The organism is Rheinheimera sp. 4Y26, from assembly GCF_025245835.1.
Lineage (GTDB): Bacteria > Pseudomonadota > Gammaproteobacteria > Enterobacterales > Alteromonadaceae > Pararheinheimera.
Genome location: NZ_JAOBWS010000015.1, coordinates 17,536 through 42,242, shown reverse-complemented (window position 1 = coordinate 42,242; position 24,707 = coordinate 17,536). Strand labels below are relative to the sequence as shown.

Here is a 24,707-nt window from a genome sequence, read left to right as displayed (position 1 = left end):
GCTCAGCAGCTGCAACATCACACGCAATTGCCGTATTGCCAGGTTAATACAATAAACTATACAACTTACGCCGGTAAGTTGCGGTCAGGGCATCCCCTTTAGGCTGCACCGCCAGCATATCCAGCATCAGTTTTTTACTGTCGCCAAAATTTAAGTCCTGTTGCAAAATTTTATACAACAAGGCCAGCGCATCGGCCACTCTGTTGGCTTGCTGATACTGCACAGCCAGCTGCTGACACAACAACAAATTATCCGGGTCAGCGGCCAGCTGCTGTTCCAGCGCACGGATCTCCGGGCTGTCGGCCGCTTGTTCAGCCAGTTCAATCAACGACAGCACCTGCTGGTACAAAGCATCCTGATCGGCCAGCAGCACTGTGCTCAGCAGCTGTTTGGCTTCATCAATTTTGCCAAGCGAAGCGGCACAATACGCCAGCATTTTGCGGATATCCGCCCGCTCTGCAGCCAGTTGCTGCGCCTGCGCTAACAGCGGATATGCCTCTGCCCACTGCTGTGCAGCCAGCAGCGGCTCGGCCTGCTGTAACAACAAGTCTTCGGCTTTGGGCAAATAAGGTTGTAACCGCTGACGGATTTGCGCTTCGTTCTCTGCACCGGCAAAACCATCCACCGGTTGACCATTTTGAATAAAAAGCGTGGTTGGCACACTGCGTACGCCAAACTGCATCGCCAGTTCCTGCTCCAGATCGCAGTTCACTGTGGCCAGCACCAGCTGTTCCGGATAAGCAGTGCTGATCCCTGACAGCACCTGCAACAACATTTTGCTTTGTTCAGCACGTTCAGACCAGAACGCAAAAATCACCAGTTTTTGTTGGGATAAAACCAATAAATCCCGCACGTTTTCAAAACCAGCAGCAACCTGATTCACCAAGACAACACCTGTAACTGAATTAACTTATTGATTTAATACTATGTGGTCAGGCCGGTGTTTTTGCAAGGCACAGCATTGCCGTTGCCGTAATTGTCAGCAACTGCCGGAAAATATGCTGTAAGCAGCGGCAAAACCAGAAAAAAGAAGTCGACAAAGCCCGAGTTTTTCCCTTAGAGTAACACCCTGACGAGCCTGCAAAATGAACTTCTGCTCACAGAAGTCACCACTAAAAATCAGGGCCGTAGTTTGAACTATTTGTTGCCAGTGCCTTACGCTGCCAACCTGTCCACGTAGCAAAAGAATTTCTTGTTTCGACAAGACCCAACCGGAACTGCGCCCGTGTTTTTTAACCACAGCCGCAGCGCCGATATTTTTGCATACGCAAACTATGAGACCTGAGTCATGAGCCAACAAAACCAACCAGAAATGCTGTCTGGCGGTGCCATGTTAGTTCGCGCCCTGCACGATGAGGGCGTGGAATATGTTTATGGTTACCCCGGCGGCGCCGTGTTACATATCTATGATGCGCTGTTCCAGCAAAATGATGTGAAGCATGTGCTGGTCCGCCACGAACAAGCTGCAACCCATATGGCGGACGCATATGCCCGTGCCAGCGGCAAAGCTGGCGTCGTGCTCGTCACTTCAGGCCCTGGTGCCACCAATGCAGTCACCGGCATTGCCACTGCTTATATGGATTCTATTCCGATGGTGGTGATCTGCGGTCAGGTGATGAGTCACCTGATTGGCGACGATGCTTTCCAGGAAACCGATATGCTCGGTATTTCCCGCCCTATTGTGAAACACAATATGTCGGTCAGAAACCCGGCTGATATACCGGCTATGGTAAAAAAGGCATTTTATATCGCGCAAAGTGGCCGGCCTGGCCCTGTGGTATTAGATATCCCAAAAGATATGACCATGCCCAATCAGAAGTTTCCGTATTCTTATCCAAAAGATATCAAGCTGCGCTCTTATAATCCGAATGCCAAAGGCCATCCGGGGCAAATTAAAAAGGCGCTGCAAACCTTATTGGCAGCCAAAAGGCCAGTACTTTATTCAGGCGGTGGGGTAATTTTAGGCCGAGCCTCTGAAGAGCTGACGGAGCTTGCCAAAAGGTTAAACTTACCGGTGACCAATACCCTGATGGGGCTGGGTGCTTATCCGGCGTCAGATAAACAATTTATTGGCATGCTGGGTATGCACGGCAGTTATGAAGCCAACCAGGCTATGCACCATGCCGATGTGATTTTTGCCGTCGGCGCCCGTTTTGATGACCGGGTGACCAACGCCACCAAAAAATTCTGCCCCAACGCCACTATTATTCACATTGATATAGACCCGGCCAGTATTTCAAAAACCATTAATGCCCATGTACCTATAGTGGGTTTGGTCAAACCTGTGTTGCAGGAAATGCTGAGTCAACTGGATAAACAGGACAGCAAATCTCAGGCGCAGCTGGATCAAACTGCACTGAACCAGTGGTGGACGCAAATTCAGCAATGGCGTGAAGTGCATGGTGGCCGTTATGAACAACGCTCTGATCTGCTGAAACCTCAGGCCGTGATTGAAGCTGTGCACCGTCATACCAAAGGTGAAGCTTATGTCACCTCAGATGTGGGTCAACACCAGATGTTTGCCGCCCAATATTACAAGTTTGATAAACCCAACCGCTGGATCAACTCAGGTGGCCTCGGCACCATGGGTTTTGGTTTACCGGCCGCTATGGGCGTGAAGCTGCATTACCCGGACGCAGAAGTAGTGTGTGTCACAGGTGAAGGCTCCATTCAGATGAATATTCAGGAGCTGTCGACCTGCAAACAATATGGCCTTGGTGTCAAAATCATCAACCTGAATAACGGTTATCTGGGCATGGTGAAGCAGTGGCAGGACATGAACTACGATTCGCGTTATTCCAGCTCTTACATGGACTCGCTGCCGGACTTTGTCAAACTGGCTGAAGCTTATGGCCATATTGGTATCCGCGTCACCACACCGGAAGAGTTAGAGCCAGCGCTGGAACGCGCTTTTGCATTAAAAGACCGGCTGGTATTTCTGGATATTCATATTGACCCGAAAGAACACGTGTATCCGATGCAGGTGCCTGGCGGCGCTATGAATGACATGTTCTTAAGCAAAACGGAGCGGACTTAACATGCGGCACATTATTGCAGTTCTGCTGGAAAACGAGTCCGGCGCCCTGGCCCGTGTGGTGGGTTTGTTTGCCCAGCGCGGTTATAACATTGATTCGTTAACTGTGGCCGCCACTGAAGACCCAACGATGTCACGCCTGACCCTGGTCACGCGCGGTGACGACCAGGTCATAGAGCAAATCACCAAACAGCTACATAAGCTGATTGAAGTGGTGAAGCTGGTGGACTTAAGCGAAAGCGCCCATATCGAACGGGAGCTGATGATGGTAAAGGTTAAAGCCAGCGGCGATCAACGGGAAGAAGTCAAACGTTGTGCCGATATTTTCCGCGGCCAGATCATCGACGTGTCACCGACCACTTATACCATTCAGGTGGTGGGCACCAGTGACAAGCTGGAAGCTTTTATTGAAGCCATGTCAAACACTCAGATCCTGGAAGTGGTACGTACCGGCGTGTCTGGTATTTCCAGAGGCGAAAAAGCGCTGGCGCTCTGAAACCAGCCACACTCAGAGCAGTAAAAACAACAAGGGGCGCAGCCAATGGCAGCGCCCCTTTTTGATACTGTATCAACCGGGCTTAGCCCGCTTTGAGCGCTGTAGGGTTGATGTCCTGTGCCGCTGCTGCCGGCGCTGTTTTGGCCATATGCCTGCCGTACACCAGCTGAAATAACGGTGTGGCCATCAGAGTGGTCACTATCGCCATTAACACCATAATGGAAAACAAACCTTGCTGGATCACGCCATAACTCAGCGCAATATTAATAATAATCAGCTCCATCAGGCCGCGGGAGTTCATTAAAGCGCCTACTGCCATGGCAGTGCGGTTATCGGCTCCGCCAATGCGCGCGGCTGCCCAACAGGCCACACCTTTGGCAAAAACAGAGGCCGCCAGAATAATCAACGCTGTGGAAAACACCTGCCAGGAGCCCAAAACATCCAGCTGGGTTTTTAAACCTGAATAAGTAAAAAACATCGGCAACAGCAAAAAAACGGTGATTTTGCTTAAACGGGCGCTGACAATTTCACTCATTTTGCCCCTGGGCATGGCAATACCCAATAAAAAACCACCAAATACAGCATGCAGGCCCACCCACTCCATGGCGTAAGCCGATAACGCCCACAGCAGCAACACCAGCAAAAACACCGGCTGGGTTAACACTCCGGTTTTATCTGCTTTGTCGGCCAGCGGTTGTAACCAGCCACGGGCCTTAGTCAGCATAAAAGCGGCGTAAATCAACCCACCAATCACCGCTTTGATGGCCAACACAGCACCGCCGCCAAAACTAGCCAGTACCACAGCCAGCACTACCCAGGCAGCAGCGTCATCAATGGCGCCTGCAGCTAAAGCCAGAGTGCCCAGCGCAGTACCCGCCAGTTTTCGTTCATAAATAATGCGCGCCAGCATTGGAAAGGCCGTTATAGCAATGGCGGCGCCCATAAAAAGTGCGGCATTGGCAAAAGAAATATCCGCAGCAAACAAGCCCGGCTGGCCAAGCAACCACAGACAAAGCAAAGCGCCGACGATAAAAGGAACTATCATGCCGGCCAGCGACACGCCAATGGCACTTCGCGCCTGCTGCCGGAACAAGAAGGTATTAAACTCCAACCCGACCAGAAACATATAAAGACCAACGCCAATTTGGGCGCCTGTGTACAACATAGGCATAGTGTCGGCGACAAAAATACTTTGTTGCAGCTGTGGCCAAAACAAACCCAATAACGAAGGCCCAAGCACCACACCGGCAATCATTTCACCCACTACACGAGGCTGGCCGATAAATTTAGCTAAATAACCAAACAGTTGTGCGGCCAGTAAAATGACCACTAACTGCTGGAGAAAGGCCCAGGCCAACTCGGGATTTGTCATAGATATCACTCGCTATTGCTGTTGTTTTATAAGGCAATGCAGGACAGAGGGTTGTTGTACCGAAAGACCGGGCGCTGGCCCGCTTCACCGCCGGCTACAGCCGGTCTGTGTTGTTATCACAGCAACATAACGCTGCGCCAACGCCATAGCAAGCACTTTATCAACGGCGGTATTTGCAGTGATGACAGGCTATTTATCGGCTCTGCGCCTAGGCAATACAGGGCATTTCTGGCATGCTGCAGCTTTTGCATACGGAATATACTGATGTCAAATCAAGAGTCTGAACAGGTTGATCAAAGCCTGCTGTTTGAAGTCATTGAAAACCAGCTGGCTGACGCGTACCCGGCCAAAGTCAAAGCGACTTTAATGCGCCTGCGCATGACTGGCCATAGCCAGGAAGAAGCGATGGAACTGATTGCCTGCGCCCTGGCGCCGGAAATGCTGGCCGTAGTTGAACAGCAACAACAGTTTAATCTGGCCCGTTATGAGCAACATCTGGATCTGCTGCCAGAAACGCCCTGGCTGGAAGCCGAATAACCACTTTTGTTGTTGCCAAAAAACAGGGAAGCATCTTGTGATATTGCGTCTGATAAGCCTGTGTTGTTGCCTCTGGTTGTTGTCTGGCTGTCAGAGCAAAGCCACTGCGCCAACCGCAGCACAGTTATATCTGCAGACTATCAATAACTTGCCTGCCGCCGAACAACTGCCGCCTTATGCCACCTTGTATCAGAGCTATCTGCAAAGCGCTGAAGTGGCCAACACTGCGTCTGCCTGGAATGAATGGCAAAAACAGGCTGCAACTAAAAACTGTCAACAGCTCGACTGGCAACAAGGGCAAAAAGACAATTTCTGGACTCTGGCGTTTTATCGTCATGCCATTCAGTGTTTTAGCGAACAGCAGAATAAGGCTCAGTTAAAACACTGGCATAGTTATCTGAACTATCTGCGCAGCGGTATTTTGCAAAGCGGTCATGGCAAAACCGCTTACGGTGCTTATCAAATCAATCTGTATCAGGACGGCCACGATTTGGTGCAACTGCTCGGTATGCAGGTGCTGGATTATTATGCCGAACTTTCCGCCAGCAATAACGCCCTGCATTATGTGCTGCAGGTCTACGACAACAACGAGCAGAAATTTAAAGCTATTTATCTGGAAAATCAGCGCTATCTGCATGCATTGGATCAAATCCCTTTCCCTTTTACCGGCCTGGTTGACGGCTGGAGCCGGCAGATGCAGCCGGAATACACCAAAACCAATTCAGTGTTGCTGGTGCCTGTGGCCATGATGCTGCAGCAAAATGGCGATACAACACAGGCGGCCAATCTTTATCTGCAAGGCATCGGCCAGGGTTCGCATCAGGCGGCAGTCAAACTGGCGGAACTCTGTTATCAGGTGGAACTGACACTCAGCAAAAACCAATGTCACCAATGGTTAATGGCTGCAGCTGACGATGACTACGTGCCAGCGCTGCAATTTTTGCTGTTTCTGCATCAAAGCGGCCGGCTTGGCAAAGTAGATGCCGACAATATCCGCTTGCAACGAGCGCAAATTAACGAGCTGGCCGGTGCCGGTCAGGCGGAGTTGCAGCTGTCGCGTTATTATTTTGGTAATAAATTTGGCAAGTCCGACCCGGCGCAAGGCGATTTCTGGTTAAAAGAAGCAGCTGCCGCCGGCTTGCAGGACGCCCGGGCTTTTTATCTGTTGTCACAGCTGGAACAACACCCAGAGCAACAGGCCACTCTGGCTGCACAATTAAAACCTTTGGCCGATCAAGGCAATAGCGTTGCCGCTTATCTTTATGCATCACAACTGATGCAGGAAAGCCCATTGCCAGCCAAAGTACCGGCGGCCGAAGCTTATTTGCTGCAAGCCAGTAAAAACTGGCATCCGGAAGCGCTTTATCTGCTTGGTTATGGTTATGAAGAAGCAGTGTTTGGCGAAGCCAACCCCAAACTTGCACTGCATTATTATCAGCTGGCTGCAGAGCGTTTTTTTAGCAGAGCTATGCTCAGGCTCGGCACTTTGTACCGTGATGGTGAATTGCTGCCCAAAAACAGCGAACTGGCCAACCGCTGGTTTATGTTGTGCAGCAAACAAGGCAATGTTGCCTGTGCCTTTAATGCCGGTCTGATGTTTGATGATGGTGAAGGTGTTAGCCAGGACGCCAAAACTGCCGCGCATTTTTACCAGTATGCAGCCGCCGAAGGTTATACCCCCGCTAAAAACCGGCTGGCCCTGTTGTATCTGTTTGGCAAAGGTGTGAAAGAAGACGCAGCCAAAGCTTTGGCATTATTAACTGAAGCGGCTGCTGCCGGCAGCAACAGCGCTAACTATTACCTCGGACTGCTGTATTTTGAAGGCAAAGTTGTTCCCCGCGATTTTGCCAAAGCCAAATTATATTTTGAGCAGGCAGGCGAACATCCCAACGCTATCCGCTACCTGCAAAACTGGCAACAACTGACAGAGCAATAGTTCAGACCTTCAGCGCTGACTATTTATTAACCAGTTGTTTTACAATGATCTGTATTCAATTGGTGACTAAATGTAATGGCGCTGGCATCTGCACTCAGCCGTCGTATAAGCTGCGGCTGATATTCAAATCCGGAGTAACCCCAATGCAGAAAAAAACCGCCCCAGTGCTGGCCAGTCTGGCCGCCGCCCTGTTGTTTGTTTGTGCGCCAGTCAGCGCAACAGTGGTGCTGGTGAAAACCAGTCTGGGTAATTTTGAAGTGAACCTGTTTGATCAAACCACCCCAGCCACAGTGAATAATTTCCTGGCTTATGTCAAAAATGGCAGTTACCAGAACACTGTATTTCACCGCAGCGTCAAAGGTTTTGTATTACAGGGTGGTGGTTTTCGCTTCAGTGGTGACAACAACGCCCCTTTTGTGGCAGTTCCGCAGCTGGCGGCTATTGCCAACGAACCCAAGTTATCCAATGTTCGCGGCACTATTGCGATGGCAAAAGTCAGCGGCAACCCGAATAGCGCAACCAATCAGTGGTTTATTAATTTAAGCGACAACAGCGCCAATCTGGATCTGCAAAACGGTGGTTTTACTGTTTTTGGTCAGGTGACAGGCACTGGTATGGAAATTATTGATTCCATCAGCAACTTACCGAATAACCTCAACACCAATTACCCGGAAGTGCCGCTGCGTAACTACACCGCAGCCGACGGTACCGCCAAAACGCCGGTCACAAGCAATAACCTGGTGATGATTGAAAGCATTACCGTGATTAATGCTGAAGTAAATACCGCTTCGGGCCTGAATCCAAAAACCAACACACTGATCACTAGCACGCCAAGCAGCGGAAGTTCCGGTTCCTCAGGTGGCAGCCTTGGCTGGTTCAGTTTGCTGGCAGGAGCCTTACTGGTTTGGCGTCGCCGCAGCTGCTAAGTCTGTGAAAAACCCAGTACTCAAAAACATAAACCGGGCTTTTGCCCGGTTTATGTTTTGTGCTCAATGCTGGACCCGGTATTGGGCTCAGTGGCAAGCTTTGCCGCCAGAGTCGTCAGACAAGCCTGGCAATAACAAAACTCTGTTGCCTGCAAACCGGCCTGCTCAGCTAAACCAAAGGGCAAGCGCAAACACCAGCAATGTTCAGCCGGTTCACCGGCACTAACCGCACACAGATTTTGTTTGCCACAACCCGGACACAAGCTCATCATCCCCTCCGCCAGTTCAGCAGCACCAGAGTAACAACACCAGCCACTAAACCCCAGAAAGGTGATGCAATACCCCAAAAACTCAGGCCGGACGCTGTAACCAGAAAAGTCAGCATAGCGGCATCACGATGCGGCGACTCCGCACTGACCTGCGCCAGATTGGACGCAATAGTGCCGAGTAATGCCACACCAGCAACTGTTGCCACCAGCGCCTTTGGAAAAGCCGCAAACAGCGCCACCACTGTGGCACCGGCCAAGCCGGTCAACAAATAAAACACCCCGGCGGCAATGCCGGCAGTATAACGTTTTGCCGGATCCGAATGAGCTTCAGGCCCACTGCAGATGGCTGCCGTAATAGCGGCCAGATTAATAGAAAAGTTCCCCAAAGGAGCCGTCAGCAAAGTCACCAGGCCGGTCCAGCTTAACAGCGGCGACACCGGTAACTGATAACCACTGGCCTTCAGTACCGCCAGACCGGGAATATTTTGTGACGTCATAGTCACCAGAAATAACGGCAAACCAACGCCAAGCAGCGCCTGCCATGACCACTCTGGGCTGATCCATACCGGTTCCACCAGCGTCAAAGACACCTGGTTTAGCTGCAATTGCCCCGTGACGGATGCAAACAGCAAACCGGCCATTAACACCAGCGGCACCGCATAACGGGGCCACCATCTTTTTGCCGCCAGAAACACCCCTAACATAGTGAGCACCAGCACGGGAGCATCGGGCAGGCTGATAAAAATGGCCAGACCAAACTTAAATAAAATACCAGCCAGCATGGCCGCGGCAATAGGTAACGGAATGCGGCTACTGAGTTTGTCAAACCAGCCGCTCAGGCCAAGCAACAAAGTCAGTACTGCACTGAACATAAAGACACCAACAGCCTCGGCTAAACTGACATCCGTTAAACTGCTGGCCAGCAAAGCCGCGCCCGGCGTAGACCAGGCGGTCAGCACCGGCGCTTTAAAGTACCAGGAAAAGCCAATACAGGTGATGCCCATGGCAAAACCCAGCACCGCAATCCAGGACGCTGTCACCGCCTGATCTGCCCCTGCCGCGCTGGCCGCCTGAAACACAATAGCCACTGAACTGGCAAAACCTACCAATACAGCAACAAAACCGGCCACCACAGCCGACACACTCCAGTCCTGCCATTGCATTGGCGTTTTTTCCGGTTTCATCACTACTCCCAGTGTTCTGTAACAACAACCACTAACGCAAAAATTTTGCTACGTACCAGCAGCTGGCGACGATTTGCAACTGCTGCGCTCTGGCCCAGCTCAGCCCCGCCCGCACCAGTTGTTCGGCCAGCCCCTGGCCACGCGCTGCTTCAGGCACAAAAGTATGGGTAAAATTAACCTGCACGGCATCACCGGATGCATCGGTACTAAGCTGATAGTCCAGCCGGGCCTGCTGCCCTGCAAAATCCAGCACAAAACAATGTTGCTCCGGCAAATGTCGGATAACCGCCTGATCCATAATGGGCTCCTCAGCTGATAACCATAGAAAAACAGCCCAACTACTTTACGCCGCAGCACCGCAAAGTACCAGCGCCTGGCTCAGTCCATCCAACATGGCGACAATTCAGTGCAGCTGCTCATCATGACACCTCAGCCAGGGTTAGGTATGCATGAGCCAATACAGATAAAACTGCAGGCAAAGCGCCAATTTCTTGTTAATCTACCAAAAATTTTATCGCCCCAGCCCAAAGCGTCTGCGGCTTTTTCAGATGGAGTGGTTATGACCAGCATTGGCACCCCAGCCAGCCCAACCAGCACCAAGGTATTGTTACTTGGCGCCGGCGAGTTAGGCAAAGAAGTATGTATAGAATTAAAACGTTATGGCTGTGAAGTGATAGCCGTTGACCGCTACGTAAATGCCCCAGCCATGCAGGTGGCAGACCGCCATCATGTGATTTCAATGCTCAACGGCGCAGCCTTGCGTCAGCTGGTGATCAAAGAAAAACCAGATCTGATTGTGCCGGAAATAGAAGCTATCGCCACGGCTACTTTACTGGAACTGGAGCAGGAAGGTTTTCAGGTGATCCCAAGCGCCCGTGCAGCACACCTGACGATGAACCGCGAAGGCATTCGCCGTCTGGCTGCTGAAGAGCTGCAACTGCAAACCTCGCGTTACCAGTTTGCCGATGACCATGCCAGTTATCTGGCCGCTATCGCCACTGTGGGCTACCCCTGTGTGGTCAAACCCATTATGTCGTCGTCCGGCAAAGGTCAGTCGGTATTAAAATCTGATGCCGATGTCGAAGCAGCCTGGGCTTATGCACAGGAAGGCGGCCGCGCCGGCAAAGGTCGGGTGATAGTGGAAGGCTTTGTTGATTTTGACTACGAAATTACCTTATTAACCGTCTGCTCTGTCAGCGGCACCCAATTTTGTGCGCCGATTGGCCATCGTCAGGAAAAAGGGGATTACCGCGAGTCCTGGCAGCCACAAGCTATGTCAGCCGCAGCCCTTGCCAAAGCGGAAGATTATGCCCGCCGTATTACCCATGCCCTGGGTGGCCGTGGCGTTTTTGGAGTTGAATTATTTATCAAAGGAGACGATGTCTGGTTCAGCGAAGTGTCGCCGCGGCCACACGACACCGGCATGGTGACGCTGATGTCACAGAACCTGTCTGAGTTTGCTCTGCATGCCCGCGCTATCCTGGGTTTACCTGTTCCGGTCATACGGCAGCTTGGCCCCACCGCCTCAGCTGTATTACTGGTGCAGGGACAATCACAACAGATGCGTTTTCATGGGCTTGACCGCGCATTGACCGAAGCGGATACTGAAATTCGTTTATTCGGAAAACCTGAAGTACAGGGGGAACGCCGGCTCGGTGTTGCGCTGGCTCAGGCCGGCACTATTGAGCAAGCGGTAGAAAAAGCCCTGAATGTAATTCAGCAGATCAGGGTGGAGTTATAAAAGGACACAACAACTGCAAAGACTTATTGGCAAACTTTGCCAGTCTGCAGAGTTGTCTCCTACACTAAGAAACTGATAGTCAGCAACATCTGTGCACTGAACTATCAGTTTAACCTGCAGTTCTGCAGCAGCAGTGCTGAATTGTCGTGGTCGCAACGAAGAGGGAATGTGCATGATTTTGTTAGTCGGTGGGGAAAAAGGCGGTAGTGGCAAAAGTTGTCTGGCCCAAAATATCGCCGTGTATTTTTCAACCCAGAAAAATGCCAACGTGATTCTGGTGGATTGTGATCCGCAGCGAACCACGTCTGATTGGGTGCAGGAACGCCACCTGTCACCGAACGTACAATGGATCAACTGTGTACAAATGTACGGCAAGATCCGTTATGAACTGAAGAGCCTTGAACATCACTACGATTATGTCATCGTCGACTGTGGTGGTCAGGATAGCGTGGCGCTGCGTTCCGCCATGTCGGTTGCCTCTCATGTATTGTTGCCATTACGGCCAAAACGCCGTGATTTAAAAACACTGGAACACTTAGAAGATTTGGTCAGCAACTGTAATGTGGTCAACCCCGACATGATAGTTGCCTGTGTACTGACCCAGTGCCCTTCGTTACCGAATCAGGCTAACCGGATCCTCGATGCAAAAGAAGTGGTACGCAGCTTTAATTTACGGGTGTTAAACGGCGTCACCTATAGCCGCAATATCTATGATGACAGTGAAGAAAAAGGTATGTCTGTGATGGACACTGAGCCGGATGGTAAAGCGGCTACCGAAATCAAAGACATTATTGTTGAACTGATGGCAATGAAGGCAATTCAAGAAGATGGCATTGACCGATCTGAAAAAAAATTCAACACGATCGAATAAACGCGCTTTCACCGTGGAAGAATTTATTGCCGATGCTGAAAACTACGCTATGGGGATCCCCAAAATCGTTAGTGTCAGACAGGCACCGGAAGAAGATTCAGCAAATCTGCTGAGTCAGGGACCAATGCGTCATGCAACTTTCACTTTAAGTGCCGAAGCGATTGAAGTGTTAAACAATCTGAGTAAAGAAACTGGCGTGTCAAAATCAAAATTGATCCGCCAGCTGATTCTCAGCGTCAACGAACAAAATCAGAGTGCCGCTGTGGGCGTAGGTAAGTCCGTCGTGGTGAAAAAGGTGGAGTAACACCGCTGTGCGGTCTGGTTAATTTGTCAGACCGCCACGGTTGTTCTCGATGACAGCACACACCTGCGTAATACTGTCACCATAGAGCTGTTGGTGAAACTGCCGTTCCACACAATACCGTTGATAAAAATCCAGAACATTGGCCGCACTGCTGGCAACCCGTTCCAATTCGGTTTGCTGACCTCTGCCCAGACTGCCACCAATTTCAGCAAAACGGGTTTTAATGGCGCGCATACTTTGATCCGACTTCACCTTGCTGGCATTTTGCGCTGAATCACTGAATTTTGCGTACAGTTGTTGTTTATAAGGCAGCAACACAGGATGATCTGACAATGTGGCAAGCGCCAGCACTAACACGATAAACCATAAGACTTTTTTCATCATTACACCTTTATTTGCGCATTGTCGCTTATTCTACGCATAAAATAACCCGAACGAAATCCGGCATTGTGTTTTGACGGTTTGCACCCGATTCACACAGTAAACTGTCATCATTGTTGACACTTTGCTGTTGCCAAAGTTTACATATTCTTGGCTGAACCTGCGCTTTATCAGGCATTCAGACCCGGCAAATTTTGGTACAAAATTTGCCTTTGATCACTGAATGTCAGTGATAAAGCCCGCAGTTGATCTACCGCAATGCAGGCAAGACCATGATCCATCAGCATTTACTGCTATAATCGCCCACAGTGCCGGCCACACAGATGCCGGCCTGGCTGCAGCATCAGAGGTACAGCGTGGAACCACAACAAAAGCAACAGGCTATCCCTATTAAAGTGGATATGCACAATCCAAAAGAGCAAAAAAATTACCCGGTTCGGGATCGGATTTATGTGCGGGCAGTCAAAGGCTTACATCAGAAATTACGCCGCAATATGGGTTTTATTTTTATGGGCCTGTTTATGCTGTTGCCCTGGCTGCAGTTTGACGGCCATCAGGCCATTCTGCTTGATATAGGCGAGCAAAAATTTAATATTTTTGGCATGACCTTATGGCCACAAGACTTCACCATCATGGCCTGGATTTTTGTCATCGGCGCTTACGCCTTGTTTTTTGTTACTACTTTTTATGGCCGGGTCTGGTGTGGTTATTTATGTCCGCAAACGGTCTGGACCTTTATTTTTATCTGGTTTGAAGAAAAAATTCAGGGCAACCGTAATAACAGAATGAAGTTGGATAAAGACCCCTGGTCGGCGCAAAAAGTGCTGAAAAAAGGTCTGACCCACTTCGCCTGGCTGGCATTTTCCTTGTTAACTTCATTGATTTTTGTCGGTTACTTTACGCCGGTAGATCAACTGTTTATCGACTTTTTCAGCGGTAATGCCGGTTTCTGGGCCGTGGTATCTGTGTTGTTTTTTATGGTGTGTACCTATGGCAACGCCGGCTGGATGCGCGAAATTATGTGTACCCACATTTGCCCTTACGCCCGCTTCCAGTCTGCGATGTTTGATAAAGACACTTTTACCGTGACCTATGACGCAGTGCGGGGGGAAAACCGCGGCCCACGCTCGCGCAAAGACGCCGACTATAAAGAAAAAGGTCTGGGTGATTGTATTGACTGTAACCTCTGTGTGCATGTGTGCCCAACAGGTATTGATATCCGCAATGGTCTGCAATACGAGTGCATCAACTGTGGTGCCTGTATTGATGCCTGTGATGACACCATGGACAAGATGGGTTATGCCAAGGGTCTGATCAGCTACACCACCGAGCACAGCCTGGCTGGCAAACCGACTAAAGTGCTGCGGCCGAAACTGCTGGGTTATTTTGTGGTGCTGCTGGTGGTTTGTACTGCCTTTGCCTGGACCCTCTGGACCCGGATGCCGGCAGAGCTGGACGTGGTGCGCGACCGTGGCAGTTTGTTCCGCGAAACGGATGAAGGTTTAATTGAAAACACCTACACCTTAAAAATCATCAATAAATCGCAGCAGGATCAAACCTTTGTGCTGAGTTTCACCGGTCTGGAACAAGCGAGCTGGATAGGTGAAAAAGAAATCACCATCAAAGGCGGCGATACTGCCGGCATTCCGATCAGCCTGTCGCTGGACCCGGCCGATGCGAAAAAACCTGTGATGGATATAGAGTTCCAGGTACGCGACAAAGACGAGCCTGACGTAGAACTGAGCCAGGGCAGTAAGTTTTTTGCCGGCCGTTAATCCTGCTATTTAAAGCCTGAACCGGAGCAGCAGTTTAAGCTGCTGCTCCAACAAAGCCATCGCAGTCTTGTCCAGAGCCGGTTACACTGCCCACAGCTTTTGATGAGGTTGGTTATGGCCGCTGCTTTTGATTTTTCTGAACTCTCCCCCGACTTAATTCTTGATGCCTGCCAGCATTATGGTTTTTATGCTGAATCCGGCTTGTTGGCTTTAAACAGTTATGAAAACCGGGTGTATCAGTTTAAAGCCGACGATGGCCTGCGTTATGTGGTGAAGTTTTACCGGCCACAGCGCTGGAGTACGGCACAAATTCTGGAAGAGCATCAGTTTGCTTTTGAACTGGCCGAAGCCGAGATCCCTGTGGTGGCGCCACTTAGGGTCGAGGGGCAATCCCTGCTGCCCTATCAGGGTTATCAGTTTGCCGTATTCCCAAGCCGCGGCGGCCGCCCATTGGAAATTGATGATGATGAACAGTTATGCCAACTCGGGCGTTTTTTAGGTCAGCTCCATCAGCTTGGCGGCGCCAAAGACTTTTTACACAGACCAAAGCTGTCGGTGCAGGAATTTATCGGCCAAAGCCGCAATTTATTGCTGCAACAAGGACAGTTCAGCACGCACACAGGACAACAACTTGAGCAGTTATTGCAACAAATAGAGCTGTTATGCCAGCAACAATATCAACCTAAACGCACCATCCGCTGTCACGGCGATTGCCATCCAGGCAACTTGTTTTATCATCAACAGCCATTTTTTGTTGATCTCGATGATTGCCGTCAGGCACCAGCCATGCAGGATTTATGGATGCTACTGGGAGGCGAAGCGCCGGAGCAAAGAATGCGGCTTGATTTGTTACTTGATGAATATCAACAGTTTTGTGATTTTGATTTTGCGGAACTTAAATTGATTGAAGCACTCAGAGCGATGCGGATGGTGCATTATATGGAGTGGCTCGCCAGACGCTGGGTCGATCCGGCTTTCCCTTTGCATTTTCCCTGGTTTAACACCGAAGCATATTGGCAACAACAGCTGGTGGTATTGCAGGAGCAAATATGGCGTTTACAACAGCCATCATTGCAAATGCATCCGTTTGATTATTAACAATGAAATTTCATCAGGCCAAGCAGCTATACAGCGGAATTTAGCTTGGTGTAAGCTGTGCGCCAGCTGACTGCCGGCTTGCCGGTAATGGACGATAGAACGTAACTCTGGAACTGAAAAATGAAAAAATTAATGATGTGGTTTGCAGCGGCTTTATTGCTGGTGCCTGGGGTACAAGCTGCCGGTAAATATGAAGAAGGTGAACACTATCAGGTTATTTCTGAGCAAAAAACCGCCAAACCTGAAGTGAAAGAGTTTTTCTCTTTTTATTGCCCACACTGTAACGCATTTGAACCTGTAGTGCAGAGCCTGGAAAAATCTCTTCCTGAAGGTGTGGCGCTGAAAAAATTTCATGTTGATTTTATGGGCGGCGCCAAACAGGAAACCCAGGTGGCTTTAAGCCGCGCTATGGTGATTGGCAAAGTAAAAGGCAAAGGTACTGAAGTGAACCGCGCTTTATTTGACCACATTCATACCAAACGCAAAGCTTTTGCCAGCGAGCAGGATATTCGTGAAGTGGTATTAAGTGCAGGTATTGACGCCGCCGACTACGACAAAAACATCAACAACTTTGTGGTGAAATCTCAGGTTAGCCTGATGCAAAAAGAACAAAATACCCTGTCAAAATCCCGTGTGCTGACTTCGGTGCCGACTTTTATTGTCAACGGCCGCTACAAAATCGACCTCAGCAAACTGGACCAGTCCAACCTGGAACAGGACTTAAAAGCGCTGGTTAACCATTTACTGCAACTGCCTTAATTTTCAGGAGGTTTTATCATGTTTCGCCGTATTTTACTCAGTGCAGTTGCACTGCTCAGCCTGACATTGACCGTTCAGGCGACAGAATTTGTTGAAGGTACCCACTATGAAGTGGTGGCTGAAAAAGCCACTGCCAAACCTGAAGTGAAAGAGTTTTTTTCCTTTTATTGTGGCCATTGTTTCCGCTTTGAGCCTTTCGCCAATAAACTGGCCAATCAGCTGCCAAAAGGCGTGATGCTGGAAAAAGTGCATGTGGATTTTGTGCAAGCCGCAGCACCAGAGATACAAAACGCGCTGGCCCGTGCTTATCTGGTGGGTAAATCCGCAGGTCAGGGTGAAAAAGTTGCAGCGATGATTTTTGATTATATTCATCAAAAACGCGCTACTTTCAGCAATGAAGCTGATATTCGCAACCTGTTAGTGGTCAATGATTTTGACGGCAAGGTGTTTGACGCCAAAATCAACAGCATGCCAATTGTGACTGGCGCCAACGCGATGAAATCTACCCAAAACCACTGGTCAGAAAAGCGTGTACTGACCGGTGTCCCTATGCTGTTGGTGAATGGCAAATACAAACTGAAGTTTGACCAGCTGAACTCAGAAAATTTTGATCAGGAACTGCAACAGCTGGTGACCTACCTGCTGGCGAAAAAAGACTAATAAATGTGTTATCTGAGCCCGGCCTGCTGCCGGGCTTTTTTTTGCTTTAAAAACGCTGGCACAATGATTCATTCCAAGGCATGGCAAACTAAGGTATAACGGCTGCATGAAAATACCAAAAAGAATCCAGCCACTGGTTGATGAAGGCCTGGTTGATGAAGTACTACGGCCACTGATGAGCGGCAAAGAGGCCGCTGTGTTTGTCGTGCGTTGTGGCGGGCAGATCCGCTGTGCCAAAGTATACAAAGACGCCAGCCAGCGCAGTTTTAAGCAGGCTGTGCAGTATCAGGAAGGCCGCAAGGTGCGCAGTTCGCGCCGGGCCAGAGCGATGGAAAAAGGCTCGCGTTATGGTCGGGAACAACAAGAGCAAAGCTGGCAACAGGCCGAAGTCTCAGCTCTGGCTAAATTAGCCGATGCCGGCGTTCGTGTGCCCGAGCCTTATGGCTGTTTTGACGGTGTGCTGCTGATGGAACTGGTCACAGACGCCGATGGCGATGTAGCGCCAAGGCTGAATGATGTATCGATGTCCGCAGAACAGGCCATTGAAGATCACGCCATCATGATGCGTTACATTATGCGGATGCTGGGGGTGGGTCTGGTGCATGGTGATTTGTCGGAATTTAACGTATTGGTCGACAGCTACGGCCCTGTCATTATCGACTTACCTCAGGCGGTCGACGCAGCAGCCAATAATAATGCACTCTGGATGCTGGAGCGCGACATTAACAACATGACGCAGTACTACGGCCAGTTTGCGCCAGAACTGCTAAAAACCAGATACGCCGAAGAAATCCGGGCTTTGTATCAGGCCGGTGATTTTGACCCTGAAGCTGAATTAACAGGGCAATTCCAGGACACAACAGCGGCAGCCGATGTCGACGCTGTGTTAGAAGAAATTAAGGCTGCTTTTGCCCAGATGCAGGAACGGCAACTGCGCCAGCAACAAAACGACGATTGACCGCTGAACCTGATCTTTGTGTGCTTAGCGCTGGATGTTCAGCAGCAAGCCAAAAGCGACGGTGCACCAAACGACAGCAACCAACACAGAAAAACTTTGATGCCGCAAGTTTGCCTGCCATGCTCACCAAAGGCTGCCAGCGGTATGAAACGAGCAAACGGCAACCACAGGAGTAGGTCATGCGACTGGAGCGGGAACAAAGCCTGGTGATACTGATTGATATTCAGCAAAAACTGGCACCGGCCATTTTTCAAACTTCCCAGGTGCAGCATTCAGCCCTTTGGGTGTTGCAGGTGGCGCAGCAACTAAAGGTGCCTGTGCTGGCTACTGAACAATATCCGCAGGGGCTAGGGCAAACAGTGCCTGATTTGCGTCAACTGATAGCACCGGCCAATATTTACAGCAAAATTCATTTCAGCGCCTGGCGGGAAGCCGATATTGCCCAGGCGATTCGTGTTCAGCAGCGTCAGCAAATTGTGTTACTAGGCACCGAAAGCCACGTCTGTGTGCTGCAAACCGCACTGGATTTGTTAGAGGCTGGCTTTGCGGTCTTTGTGGTGGCCTGCGCCGTGGGCTCGCGCACCGAAGAGAACAAACAACTGGCACTGGCCCGGTTGCAACAGGCCGGTGCCAGTATTATCAGTCTGGAAATGCTGGCTTTTGAATGGCTGGATAAAGCAGGCACCGACGAATTCAGGCGTCTGAATCAGGGCTGGATCCGCTAACGGCCACAGCCTGGTGAACATTGTTTATTCAGCCAGAATTTCCACCGCAGTTGGCACCAGTTGCCAGCTGATCAATGGCTGCGTTACTGTTGCCGGGTCAAAACTTTTACCCTGAGCTTTTGCTTCTGCCGCCTGCTGTTCACGGCTTGACGCTAAATCCTGCTCAATTTTAACCAGCTGCCCTGTCGCCAGTGCGTTTTTGCCACGGGCGCTGACCGGAAACACCATATCGCCATCCCGGACCTTAATTTTTAAGCTGTTACCGGAATTTACCGCCAGCTGCATCCAGCAACCTTTTTTCTGGCAAACACTGACAATTTTGCCTTGCACCGTAATCGTCTTGCCGACAAATTGTTCCGGCGTCGCCTGCACTTTGGTCAGATCCGTCAGCAAGGTTTTATCTACCCCAGAACCAAACTGCAGCGAAGCAGCCAGCAATTGGCCGCAGAACAATGCCGGTAATACAAAAAATATCCATCTGTTGATCATCATCTCTCCCGGGTGCTTTTGGTTGTTTATCAGTGTTTATGCGCGAACTTCTTTATTTTCAGTGATATATCACAGCAATATCATATTTTTGTCAGCCTTTTACCGCTGCGCCGTAGTGAAATTCCAATAGGGAAGTTCCACTATAACTTTGGTACTACAAGTACAACAACAACTGCGAACGATGAAGATAGGGAGAAATTCTGATGAACACCAGCGGTATTAATAACCTGCAAAATCAATATGCACTTTATAGTGGCAGCACCAGCAATACGACCAGTTCAACCAGCACAACCAGCACCGCTGAGACTCAAAACACCGTCAGCAGCACTGCAGATACCGTGACTTTAAGCGCGGAAGCTTTGGCGTTGCAGGCGACTACGGTAGAACCTCCATTTACAGAAGAACCACCTGTCACACCTAGCTATGGTGGTGGTTATAGCGCTCGCCCACCTCGCTAACATGCTGGAGTTATTCAACTAATGGATGAAAAGTTTCAACAGCTTATGCTGACTCTGGCAGCTGAAAGTCAGATATTTCTGTACATCGCTAACTACGCCATTGTCGGCAATTTACTATTGCTGGTGCTGGCGTTGGTTTACGAGAAAAAACTGAACTCCATTACTATTTCATTTTTTGTCATTTGTTTGAGCTTAACAATGTCGAGGTTGTTAAGCCCTTTACTTTACGAAATTGCGTCCGGACCTACCGTATTGCACAAATTTGCCTGGTATGGCGGCTGGATACTGATCAACGTATTTTGTATTTGGTTTATTTATTACATGCATTGGTTACAAAAGCTCAGAGCAACACAATTATCAATGGTCACTTCGTTAAGTTTCATTGCGATGAGCTTGATTCAAGCTATTGATTTTATTGATAGAGCTACACTGCAAAGCAACTTTTTTGCTGATGCTTATCAGATACTGATTGCAGTCGTCAACCTATGTTCGTTGCCATTAAGTGCATATTTCTGGCTGGTTGAGATCCGCAAACGACAGTTGATTTATACAGGAGCATAACCATGGCTTTTTTCCTGATTTTATTTACCTGCTGTTTGTTGATCCTGGCTTTGCATCTGCATTTAAAATTGCGGCAACTGGCCAGCGAACCACAAATTTTTGCCGAAGTTGCTGTTGAGCTACAACAACGTGCTCACGATTTGCTGGTACGTAAAGACCAATTGGATGCCAGACAAAACAGTGTGAACAAGGATGAAGATGAGCACTGGCGCAATGATGTCGCCCAGTATATGGAAGATTATGAGCAGGAAGCTTTGGCGCGCGCCAGAGTGCATTTAGGTCGTAAAACTCCGTCAGTGAGCTGACGGAGTTTTATTTTTAACCTTTATCAGCCACCACTACGACGCCCCTTTGTTTGTGCTTGTTGTGCCAGCTTTAACTGTTGTGGTGTAGCTAACACCTGCTGCCAGAACCAGCCTGCCAGAGGCCCTATCACATCCGCTTCCGCATTAGTCAGCAGCACCAGGCCATAACCACTTTGCGGTGAATAAGCAATATAAGGCCGGTAACCGTCTACCACACCGGCATGGTAATACAACTTTTCATTGTCATATTGCACCATCCGCCAGCCGCGGCCATACCAGGCACTGACTTGTTTAAACTGTTGCCACACCGGCCAGCGTGGTTTACCCGGCATCCGGGTTAACGGCTGCTGCAGCTGGCTCAGTAACTGTGGAGGCAACACGTCTGGCCTTTGCCCTAACATAGCCTGCAGATAAAGCGCCAGATCCCGTGCGCTGGCATTCACACCAGCTGCAGCGCTTACACGGTAAAAATTGGCTTTGGGTTTCACCTGCCGCCAACCTTTGCCACCCCGTTCATGCGGCATGGCTTTATTGCGCGACGCCAGCAGTGGTGCAAGGCCAACAGAAGCGGTTTGCATACCCAATGGCTGGAACAACCGCTGCGTTAATAACTGGTCATATTTTTGCCCTGTTGCCCGCTCCAGCGCATTGCCGAGCAAACCAAAAAACACGTTCTGATAACTGTAACAACGCCCCAGCGGACAAACCGGGCTTAACTCTTTAAGGCGTGGCAGAATTTGCGCCGGCGTTTGGTCGGCTTCAATTAAGTCTTCAAAAGCATGAGCCCAAAAACCACTGCTGTGCGACAACACCTGCTCCAGCGTCAGGCTTTGTGTCAGCTCCGGGGTTCTGAGCTGCAGTTCAGGCACGTATTTAGATAAAGCCTGCTGTAATTCCAGCTGCTGCGCCTGTTGCGCCTGCACCAGACTAACGCCGGCAAAAGTTTTTGACACAGATGCCAACCGAAACACAGTGTCAGCATTGACGGTCGCGCGCTCGCCAACTGATCGCACACCATAATGCCCCAGCTTCAGAATACGATCGCCCTGCACTATGGCATAAGCACCGCCAGGCACTTTGGCCTTTTGCAGCTTTTCTCTGAACTGCTGTTCAAAACTGTGTAATAACTCAGCTTCTGATACAGGCGCGGCCGGCAAAGCCGCACTAAATAGTGCTAATAACAGCAACACTTTGCGCAAGCGCGATTTTTCTAACAACATGCCAAACTCCGGAAAATAAAATGCAATAGGCCTAAGACGCTGCGCGGTTTTTAAGGTAAAGCCGGTAAATACAACATGGGATCCTGGGGTACACCCTGGTGCAGTAATTCAAAATGCAAATGTGCGCCCGTGGCTTTGCCACTACTGCCCACTGCCGCTATCGGGGCTCCGGCCAGCACCCTGTCACCAGGCTGAACATTCACCTGTTGCAAATGTGCGTATAAGGTCTGGTAGCCAGCACCATGGTCCAGCAATACCACCAAACCAAGATTGGGGTGCAAAGTGCTGTTATCGGCAATCAAGACTCTGGCCGTCGCCACGGCGCGGACTTCATCACCGGCATGCCCGGCTAAATCAAGCCCGGAATGAGGTCTGTACTGACGGATGGCACTTTTCACACCAAAAGCTGAATTCACTTCCACCTGTTGCAGCGGCCATTGCCACTGCCGGGGAGCCGCGTGTTGCCCCCACAGCTGGCTCATCAACAAATAACCCAACAACATCAACAGCAGCAGCACAACAACCAGCGCTGCCAGCCGACGGGCCGGCCATAACGGCACCGGCTGAAACAGTTGCATTAAGCGCTGTTGATAAAACTGTTCATCCAGCTGCTGCTGAGTAAAACCGGCACTGACCTGGCTGGCATATTGCTGATATTTCAGGCTGGTCAACATGGCTTTGCCATAACTGAGCGCTAACTCAGGCTGAGATGCCAGCACCTGACGGTCTACACAAAACTCCATGGCACGGACAAAAGCCGCCTCGAGTTTGCTGACCACCGGATTAAACCAGCATAAAGCGGCCAGCAGCCGCCAGCACAACAATTGTTGTGGATCGCAGCGCTGCACATGACAAAGCTCATGTTGTAATAACAACACACGTTCAGCAGGGGGGAAATCGCTAAAATTGGCCGGCAACAGCAGTGACAAGCGGAAAAAACCAAACACAAAAGGTGAGCCTGTACCCTGTTGCTGTTTTATCTGTAATTTAGCAAGCCGGGCCACCAGTTTGTCAGCAGCTGCCGGGTTTATCCCCTGCAGCACAGCACTCAGGGCCAGATTGTCTGCCTGAGCAGATAACTGAGACAACCGCCGCCATTGTTGCCGCAGCTGCCATAACCGCCAGCAAGCACCACTGAGCCAGATGCCGCTCAACAACATCAGCAACAATTCGGACCAATGCAACTGCGCACTCAGACTTGGGTGCATAACCTGAGCCGTCCAATAAGCTGTGGTCTCGGCAACAGGCTGTAATAAAGCAGCAGGGATCACCCATTCTTGTTGCCATTTTAACGGTGGCCAGAGCGGCAGAGTGCAACAAAAAAGTGCCAGCCAGTATCCTGTCGGCCACTGCGCCAGCGCGGGCTTTTTCCTTAGCAGAACCTGCAGCCCAGACCAGAGCAAAAAACTCCAGAGCACAAAAGCACAAAGTTGCAGCAAAGTCAGCATTTGTTGTCTGCCTGCTCTGCTGCCGCCAGCCTGCTGAGCAACCGTTCCAGTTCGGCAATTTCTGATGCATTCACCAGTTGGCTGCCAGCAAACATGGCCACGGGCAAGGGCCCTTTCAGCTCAAAAATGCGGCTGGCAAAGTCCTGGGCAAAAGCCGCCAGCGTACTGACTTTATCGGCCAGCGCGCTGTAACTGTTTTTGTGACCCTGACTTTCAAAACTGACCAGTCCTTTTTCGGTCATACGCTCCAGCGTTTTGCGGGTAGAGGAATAACCCCAACCCAATACAGGCGCCAGCTCATCGTGCAGTTCACGGGCAGTCAGCGGCTGTTTTGACCATAACAGTTTCAGAATTTCCAATTCAGGCGCCGTTGGTTGTTGCATCAGTGAACCCAGCCTAAAAACAATGATGGCATTATAGTGCGACATATGTCGCAGACTGGCAAGCAAAAAATGCGACAATGGTCGCAGTTTTTATCCTTCAGGAAAACCCGTTAGAACCGCGCCTTAGCAGAGTCACACAACTTTTTTGCCTATGGCTTGAAGCGGCAGTGGATAAACCCCATCTTTATGGGCATAGCAGCCAGCCTGACTGGCATTCATTTATTTTCAGGAGTTGTTATGTCTGTTGCTCATCGTTATACCCTGCCGGTGTTGTTGTCTTTTTTTCTGACCAGCTGTGGTTATTTTTCTGCCGACCCTAAACAACTGGCCGAACAGGCCTGGCTTGCCAAAGATCAACAATTAGCAGAGGCAGTGAGCCAAATTCGTGAACAAGGGCTGGATGCAGTGGTAGCCTCTGCAGAAGCAGGCTCAGTGGCAGCCTGTGTCGCCGGAAAACTGACCACAGATCCACTGGGTAAACTGATTAGTGTTGAAGGTGCTCTGGCGGAATCGGCCAAAGTGGCGCAATTATTAGCCGACTTAGAACAATTGTTACAGCAGGATTTTAGTTTTGAACAGCTGGCCAGCACCCTTGAAAAAGGTGCTGCAGCCGCAGCTTATGCCAAAACCTTAATCGACCAGCAAGGTCTGGAACAGGCACTGCAGACGTTAAAACAAATGGTGAGTGCCAGCAGCGCTGTTGCACAGCAAGACTTAGGGGCTCATTTGCAGTCCTTATTACAGTCTTGTCAGACTGCAGCCCCGGCAGAAACAACGAGCACCAGATCACAAAAAGTCTGAGTCGCGCAGTCTCTGC

The 24,707-nt window shown here is 50.1% G+C and carries 28 protein-coding genes; 18 read left to right on the top strand and 10 right to left on the bottom strand.

The genetic code is table 11. The features are described from left to right. Positions 1–43: 43 nt before the first annotated feature. Complete coding sequence (locus N3Z11_RS15930) at positions 44–883, bottom strand: tetratricopeptide repeat protein (protein ID WP_260658193.1); 840 nt, start codon at positions 881–883, stop codon at positions 44–46. Positions 884–1,288: 405 nt separating this feature from the next. Between N3Z11_RS15930 and N3Z11_RS15925 the strand changes: the two genes are divergently transcribed. Continuing rightward, positions 1,289–3,037, top strand: coding sequence for an acetolactate synthase 3 large subunit (locus tag N3Z11_RS15925; protein WP_260658192.1), 1,749 nt, complete (start codon positions 1,289–1,291; stop codon positions 3,035–3,037). A gap of 1 nt (position 3,038) precedes the next feature. Beyond that, positions 3,039–3,530 carry an acetolactate synthase small subunit gene (gene ilvN / locus N3Z11_RS15920; RefSeq protein WP_260658191.1) on the top strand — a complete coding sequence of 164 codons (492 nt, stop codon included), beginning with the start codon at positions 3,039–3,041 and terminating at the stop codon, positions 3,528–3,530. Positions 3,531–3,612: 82 nt separating this feature from the next. Here the strand turns inward: ilvN and N3Z11_RS15915 are convergent, their stop codons facing one another. Further along, complete coding sequence (locus N3Z11_RS15915) at positions 3,613–4,902, bottom strand: cation:proton antiporter (protein ID WP_260658190.1); 1,290 nt, start codon at positions 4,900–4,902, stop codon at positions 3,613–3,615. Between the two features lie 264 nt (positions 4,903–5,166). On the opposite strand from N3Z11_RS15915, the gene N3Z11_RS15910 reads away from it, so the two are divergent. The 3 genes from N3Z11_RS15910 to N3Z11_RS15900 all read left to right on the top strand — a co-directional run bounded on the left by N3Z11_RS15910 (position 5,167) and on the right by N3Z11_RS15900 (position 8,301). Next, positions 5,167–5,439, top strand: coding sequence for a hypothetical protein (locus N3Z11_RS15910; RefSeq protein WP_260658189.1), 273 nt, complete (start codon positions 5,167–5,169; stop codon positions 5,437–5,439). A gap of 37 nt (positions 5,440–5,476) precedes the next feature. Further along, positions 5,477–7,375 (top strand): tetratricopeptide repeat protein, encoded by a 1,899-nt coding sequence (locus N3Z11_RS15905; RefSeq protein WP_260658188.1) that lies wholly within the window; start codon positions 5,477–5,479, stop codon positions 7,373–7,375. 143 nt (positions 7,376–7,518) lie between these two features. Next, complete coding sequence (locus N3Z11_RS15900; RefSeq protein WP_260658187.1) at positions 7,519–8,301, top strand: peptidylprolyl isomerase; 783 nt, start codon at positions 7,519–7,521, stop codon at positions 8,299–8,301. A 50-nt stretch (positions 8,302–8,351) separates the two neighbouring features. Here the strand turns inward: N3Z11_RS15900 and N3Z11_RS15895 are convergent, their stop codons facing one another. Genes N3Z11_RS15895 through N3Z11_RS15885 form a run of 3 tightly spaced genes read right to left on the bottom strand, consistent with a single transcriptional unit; the run spans position 8,352 to position 10,052 of the window. Then, on the bottom strand, positions 8,352–8,570 hold the full coding sequence (locus N3Z11_RS15895) for a cysteine-rich CWC family protein (protein WP_260658186.1): 219 nt from the start codon (positions 8,568–8,570) through the stop codon (positions 8,352–8,354). Continuing rightward, entirely contained in the window at positions 8,570–9,754 is a 1,185-nt protein-coding gene (locus N3Z11_RS15890; RefSeq protein WP_260658185.1) for a benzoate/H(+) symporter BenE family transporter, read from the bottom strand. The genes N3Z11_RS15895 and N3Z11_RS15890 overlap by 1 nt, the downstream gene beginning before the upstream one ends. Before the next feature lie 31 nt (positions 9,755–9,785). Continuing rightward, positions 9,786–10,052, bottom strand: a complete 267-nt coding sequence (locus N3Z11_RS15885; protein WP_260658184.1) for a GNAT family N-acetyltransferase — start codon at positions 10,050–10,052, stop codon at positions 9,786–9,788. Between the two features lie 261 nt (positions 10,053–10,313). Between N3Z11_RS15885 and purT the strand changes: the two genes are divergently transcribed. From purT to N3Z11_RS15870, 3 genes are all read left to right on the top strand, one after another. Continuing rightward, positions 10,314–11,495, top strand: a complete 1,182-nt coding sequence (gene purT / locus N3Z11_RS15880) for a formate-dependent phosphoribosylglycinamide formyltransferase (protein WP_260658183.1) — start codon at positions 10,314–10,316, stop codon at positions 11,493–11,495. Positions 11,496–11,667: 172 nt separating this feature from the next. Beyond that, positions 11,668–12,366: an AAA family ATPase gene (locus N3Z11_RS15875; protein WP_260658182.1), complete on the top strand. Its 699-nt coding sequence runs from the start codon at positions 11,668–11,670 to the stop codon at positions 12,364–12,366. Continuing rightward, entirely contained in the window at positions 12,323–12,670 is a 348-nt protein-coding gene (locus N3Z11_RS15870) for a ribbon-helix-helix protein, CopG family (RefSeq protein WP_260658181.1), read from the top strand. The genes N3Z11_RS15875 and N3Z11_RS15870 overlap by 44 nt, the downstream gene beginning before the upstream one ends. A gap of 18 nt (positions 12,671–12,688) precedes the next feature. Here the strand turns inward: N3Z11_RS15870 and N3Z11_RS15865 are convergent, their stop codons facing one another. Beyond that, positions 12,689–13,051, bottom strand: coding sequence for a hypothetical protein (locus N3Z11_RS15865; RefSeq protein WP_260658180.1), 363 nt, complete (start codon positions 13,049–13,051; stop codon positions 12,689–12,691). 323 nt (positions 13,052–13,374) lie between these two features. On the opposite strand from N3Z11_RS15865, the gene ccoG reads away from it, so the two are divergent. From ccoG to N3Z11_RS15835, 6 genes are all read left to right on the top strand, one after another. Then, entirely contained in the window at positions 13,375–14,826 is a 1,452-nt protein-coding gene (gene ccoG / locus N3Z11_RS15860) for a cytochrome c oxidase accessory protein CcoG (protein WP_260658179.1), read from the top strand. Positions 14,827–14,940: 114 nt separating this feature from the next. Then, positions 14,941–15,924, top strand: a complete 984-nt coding sequence (locus N3Z11_RS15855; RefSeq protein ID WP_260658178.1) for a serine/threonine protein kinase — start codon at positions 14,941–14,943, stop codon at positions 15,922–15,924. A 120-nt stretch (positions 15,925–16,044) separates the two neighbouring features. Further along, the gene (locus N3Z11_RS15850) at positions 16,045–16,683 is read left to right on the top strand and encodes a thiol:disulfide interchange protein DsbA/DsbL (protein ID WP_260658177.1); all 639 of its coding nucleotides are present in this window, start codon (positions 16,045–16,047) and stop codon (positions 16,681–16,683) included. Between the two features lie 18 nt (positions 16,684–16,701). Then, on the top strand, positions 16,702–17,343 hold the full coding sequence (locus N3Z11_RS15845) for a thiol:disulfide interchange protein DsbA/DsbL (protein WP_260658176.1): 642 nt from the start codon (positions 16,702–16,704) through the stop codon (positions 17,341–17,343). 106 nt (positions 17,344–17,449) lie between these two features. Continuing rightward, entirely contained in the window at positions 17,450–18,301 is an 852-nt protein-coding gene (locus N3Z11_RS15840; RefSeq protein WP_260658175.1) for a PA4780 family RIO1-like protein kinase, read from the top strand. A gap of 179 nt (positions 18,302–18,480) precedes the next feature. Beyond that, entirely contained in the window at positions 18,481–19,026 is a 546-nt protein-coding gene (locus tag N3Z11_RS15835) for a hydrolase (protein ID WP_260658174.1), read from the top strand. A gap of 24 nt (positions 19,027–19,050) precedes the next feature. Here the strand turns inward: N3Z11_RS15835 and N3Z11_RS15830 are convergent, their stop codons facing one another. Continuing rightward, a complete protein-coding gene (locus N3Z11_RS15830) occupies positions 19,051–19,515 on the bottom strand; it encodes a DUF4920 domain-containing protein (protein ID WP_260658173.1) in 465 nt (154 codons plus the stop codon). Positions 19,516–19,718: 203 nt separating this feature from the next. Here N3Z11_RS15830 and N3Z11_RS15825 point away from each other — a divergent pair, with 203 nt between their 5' ends. Genes N3Z11_RS15825 through N3Z11_RS15815 form a run of 3 tightly spaced genes read left to right on the top strand, consistent with a single transcriptional unit; the run spans position 19,719 to position 20,839 of the window. Then, on the top strand, positions 19,719–19,973 hold the full coding sequence (locus N3Z11_RS15825) for a hypothetical protein (protein WP_260658172.1): 255 nt from the start codon (positions 19,719–19,721) through the stop codon (positions 19,971–19,973). A 21-nt stretch (positions 19,974–19,994) separates the two neighbouring features. Beyond that, positions 19,995–20,534 carry a hypothetical protein gene (locus tag N3Z11_RS15820; protein WP_260658171.1) on the top strand — a complete coding sequence of 180 codons (540 nt, stop codon included), beginning with the start codon at positions 19,995–19,997 and terminating at the stop codon, positions 20,532–20,534. A gap of 2 nt (positions 20,535–20,536) precedes the next feature. Then, the gene (locus N3Z11_RS15815; RefSeq protein ID WP_260658170.1) at positions 20,537–20,839 is read left to right on the top strand and encodes a hypothetical protein; all 303 of its coding nucleotides are present in this window, start codon (positions 20,537–20,539) and stop codon (positions 20,837–20,839) included. A gap of 23 nt (positions 20,840–20,862) precedes the next feature. Here the strand turns inward: N3Z11_RS15815 and N3Z11_RS15810 are convergent, their stop codons facing one another. The 3 genes from N3Z11_RS15810 to N3Z11_RS15800 are packed head-to-tail and all read right to left on the bottom strand — an operon-like array spanning position 20,863 to position 23,890. Further along, positions 20,863–22,059: a serine hydrolase domain-containing protein gene (locus N3Z11_RS15810; protein WP_260658169.1), complete on the bottom strand. Its 1,197-nt coding sequence runs from the start codon at positions 22,057–22,059 to the stop codon at positions 20,863–20,865. A 50-nt stretch (positions 22,060–22,109) separates the two neighbouring features. Continuing rightward, positions 22,110–23,507 carry a M23/M56 family metallopeptidase gene (locus tag N3Z11_RS15805; protein WP_260658168.1) on the bottom strand — a complete coding sequence of 466 codons (1,398 nt, stop codon included), beginning with the start codon at positions 23,505–23,507 and terminating at the stop codon, positions 22,110–22,112. Then, positions 23,501–23,890 carry a BlaI/MecI/CopY family transcriptional regulator gene (locus tag N3Z11_RS15800; RefSeq protein WP_260658167.1) on the bottom strand — a complete coding sequence of 130 codons (390 nt, stop codon included), beginning with the start codon at positions 23,888–23,890 and terminating at the stop codon, positions 23,501–23,503. Before N3Z11_RS15800 ends, N3Z11_RS15805 begins: the two co-directional genes overlap by 7 nt. 237 nt (positions 23,891–24,127) lie before the next feature. Between N3Z11_RS15800 and N3Z11_RS15795 the strand changes: the two genes are divergently transcribed. Beyond that, a complete protein-coding gene (locus N3Z11_RS15795) occupies positions 24,128–24,691 on the top strand; it encodes a hypothetical protein (RefSeq protein WP_260658166.1) in 564 nt (187 codons plus the stop codon). Positions 24,692–24,707: the final 16 nt, after the last annotated feature.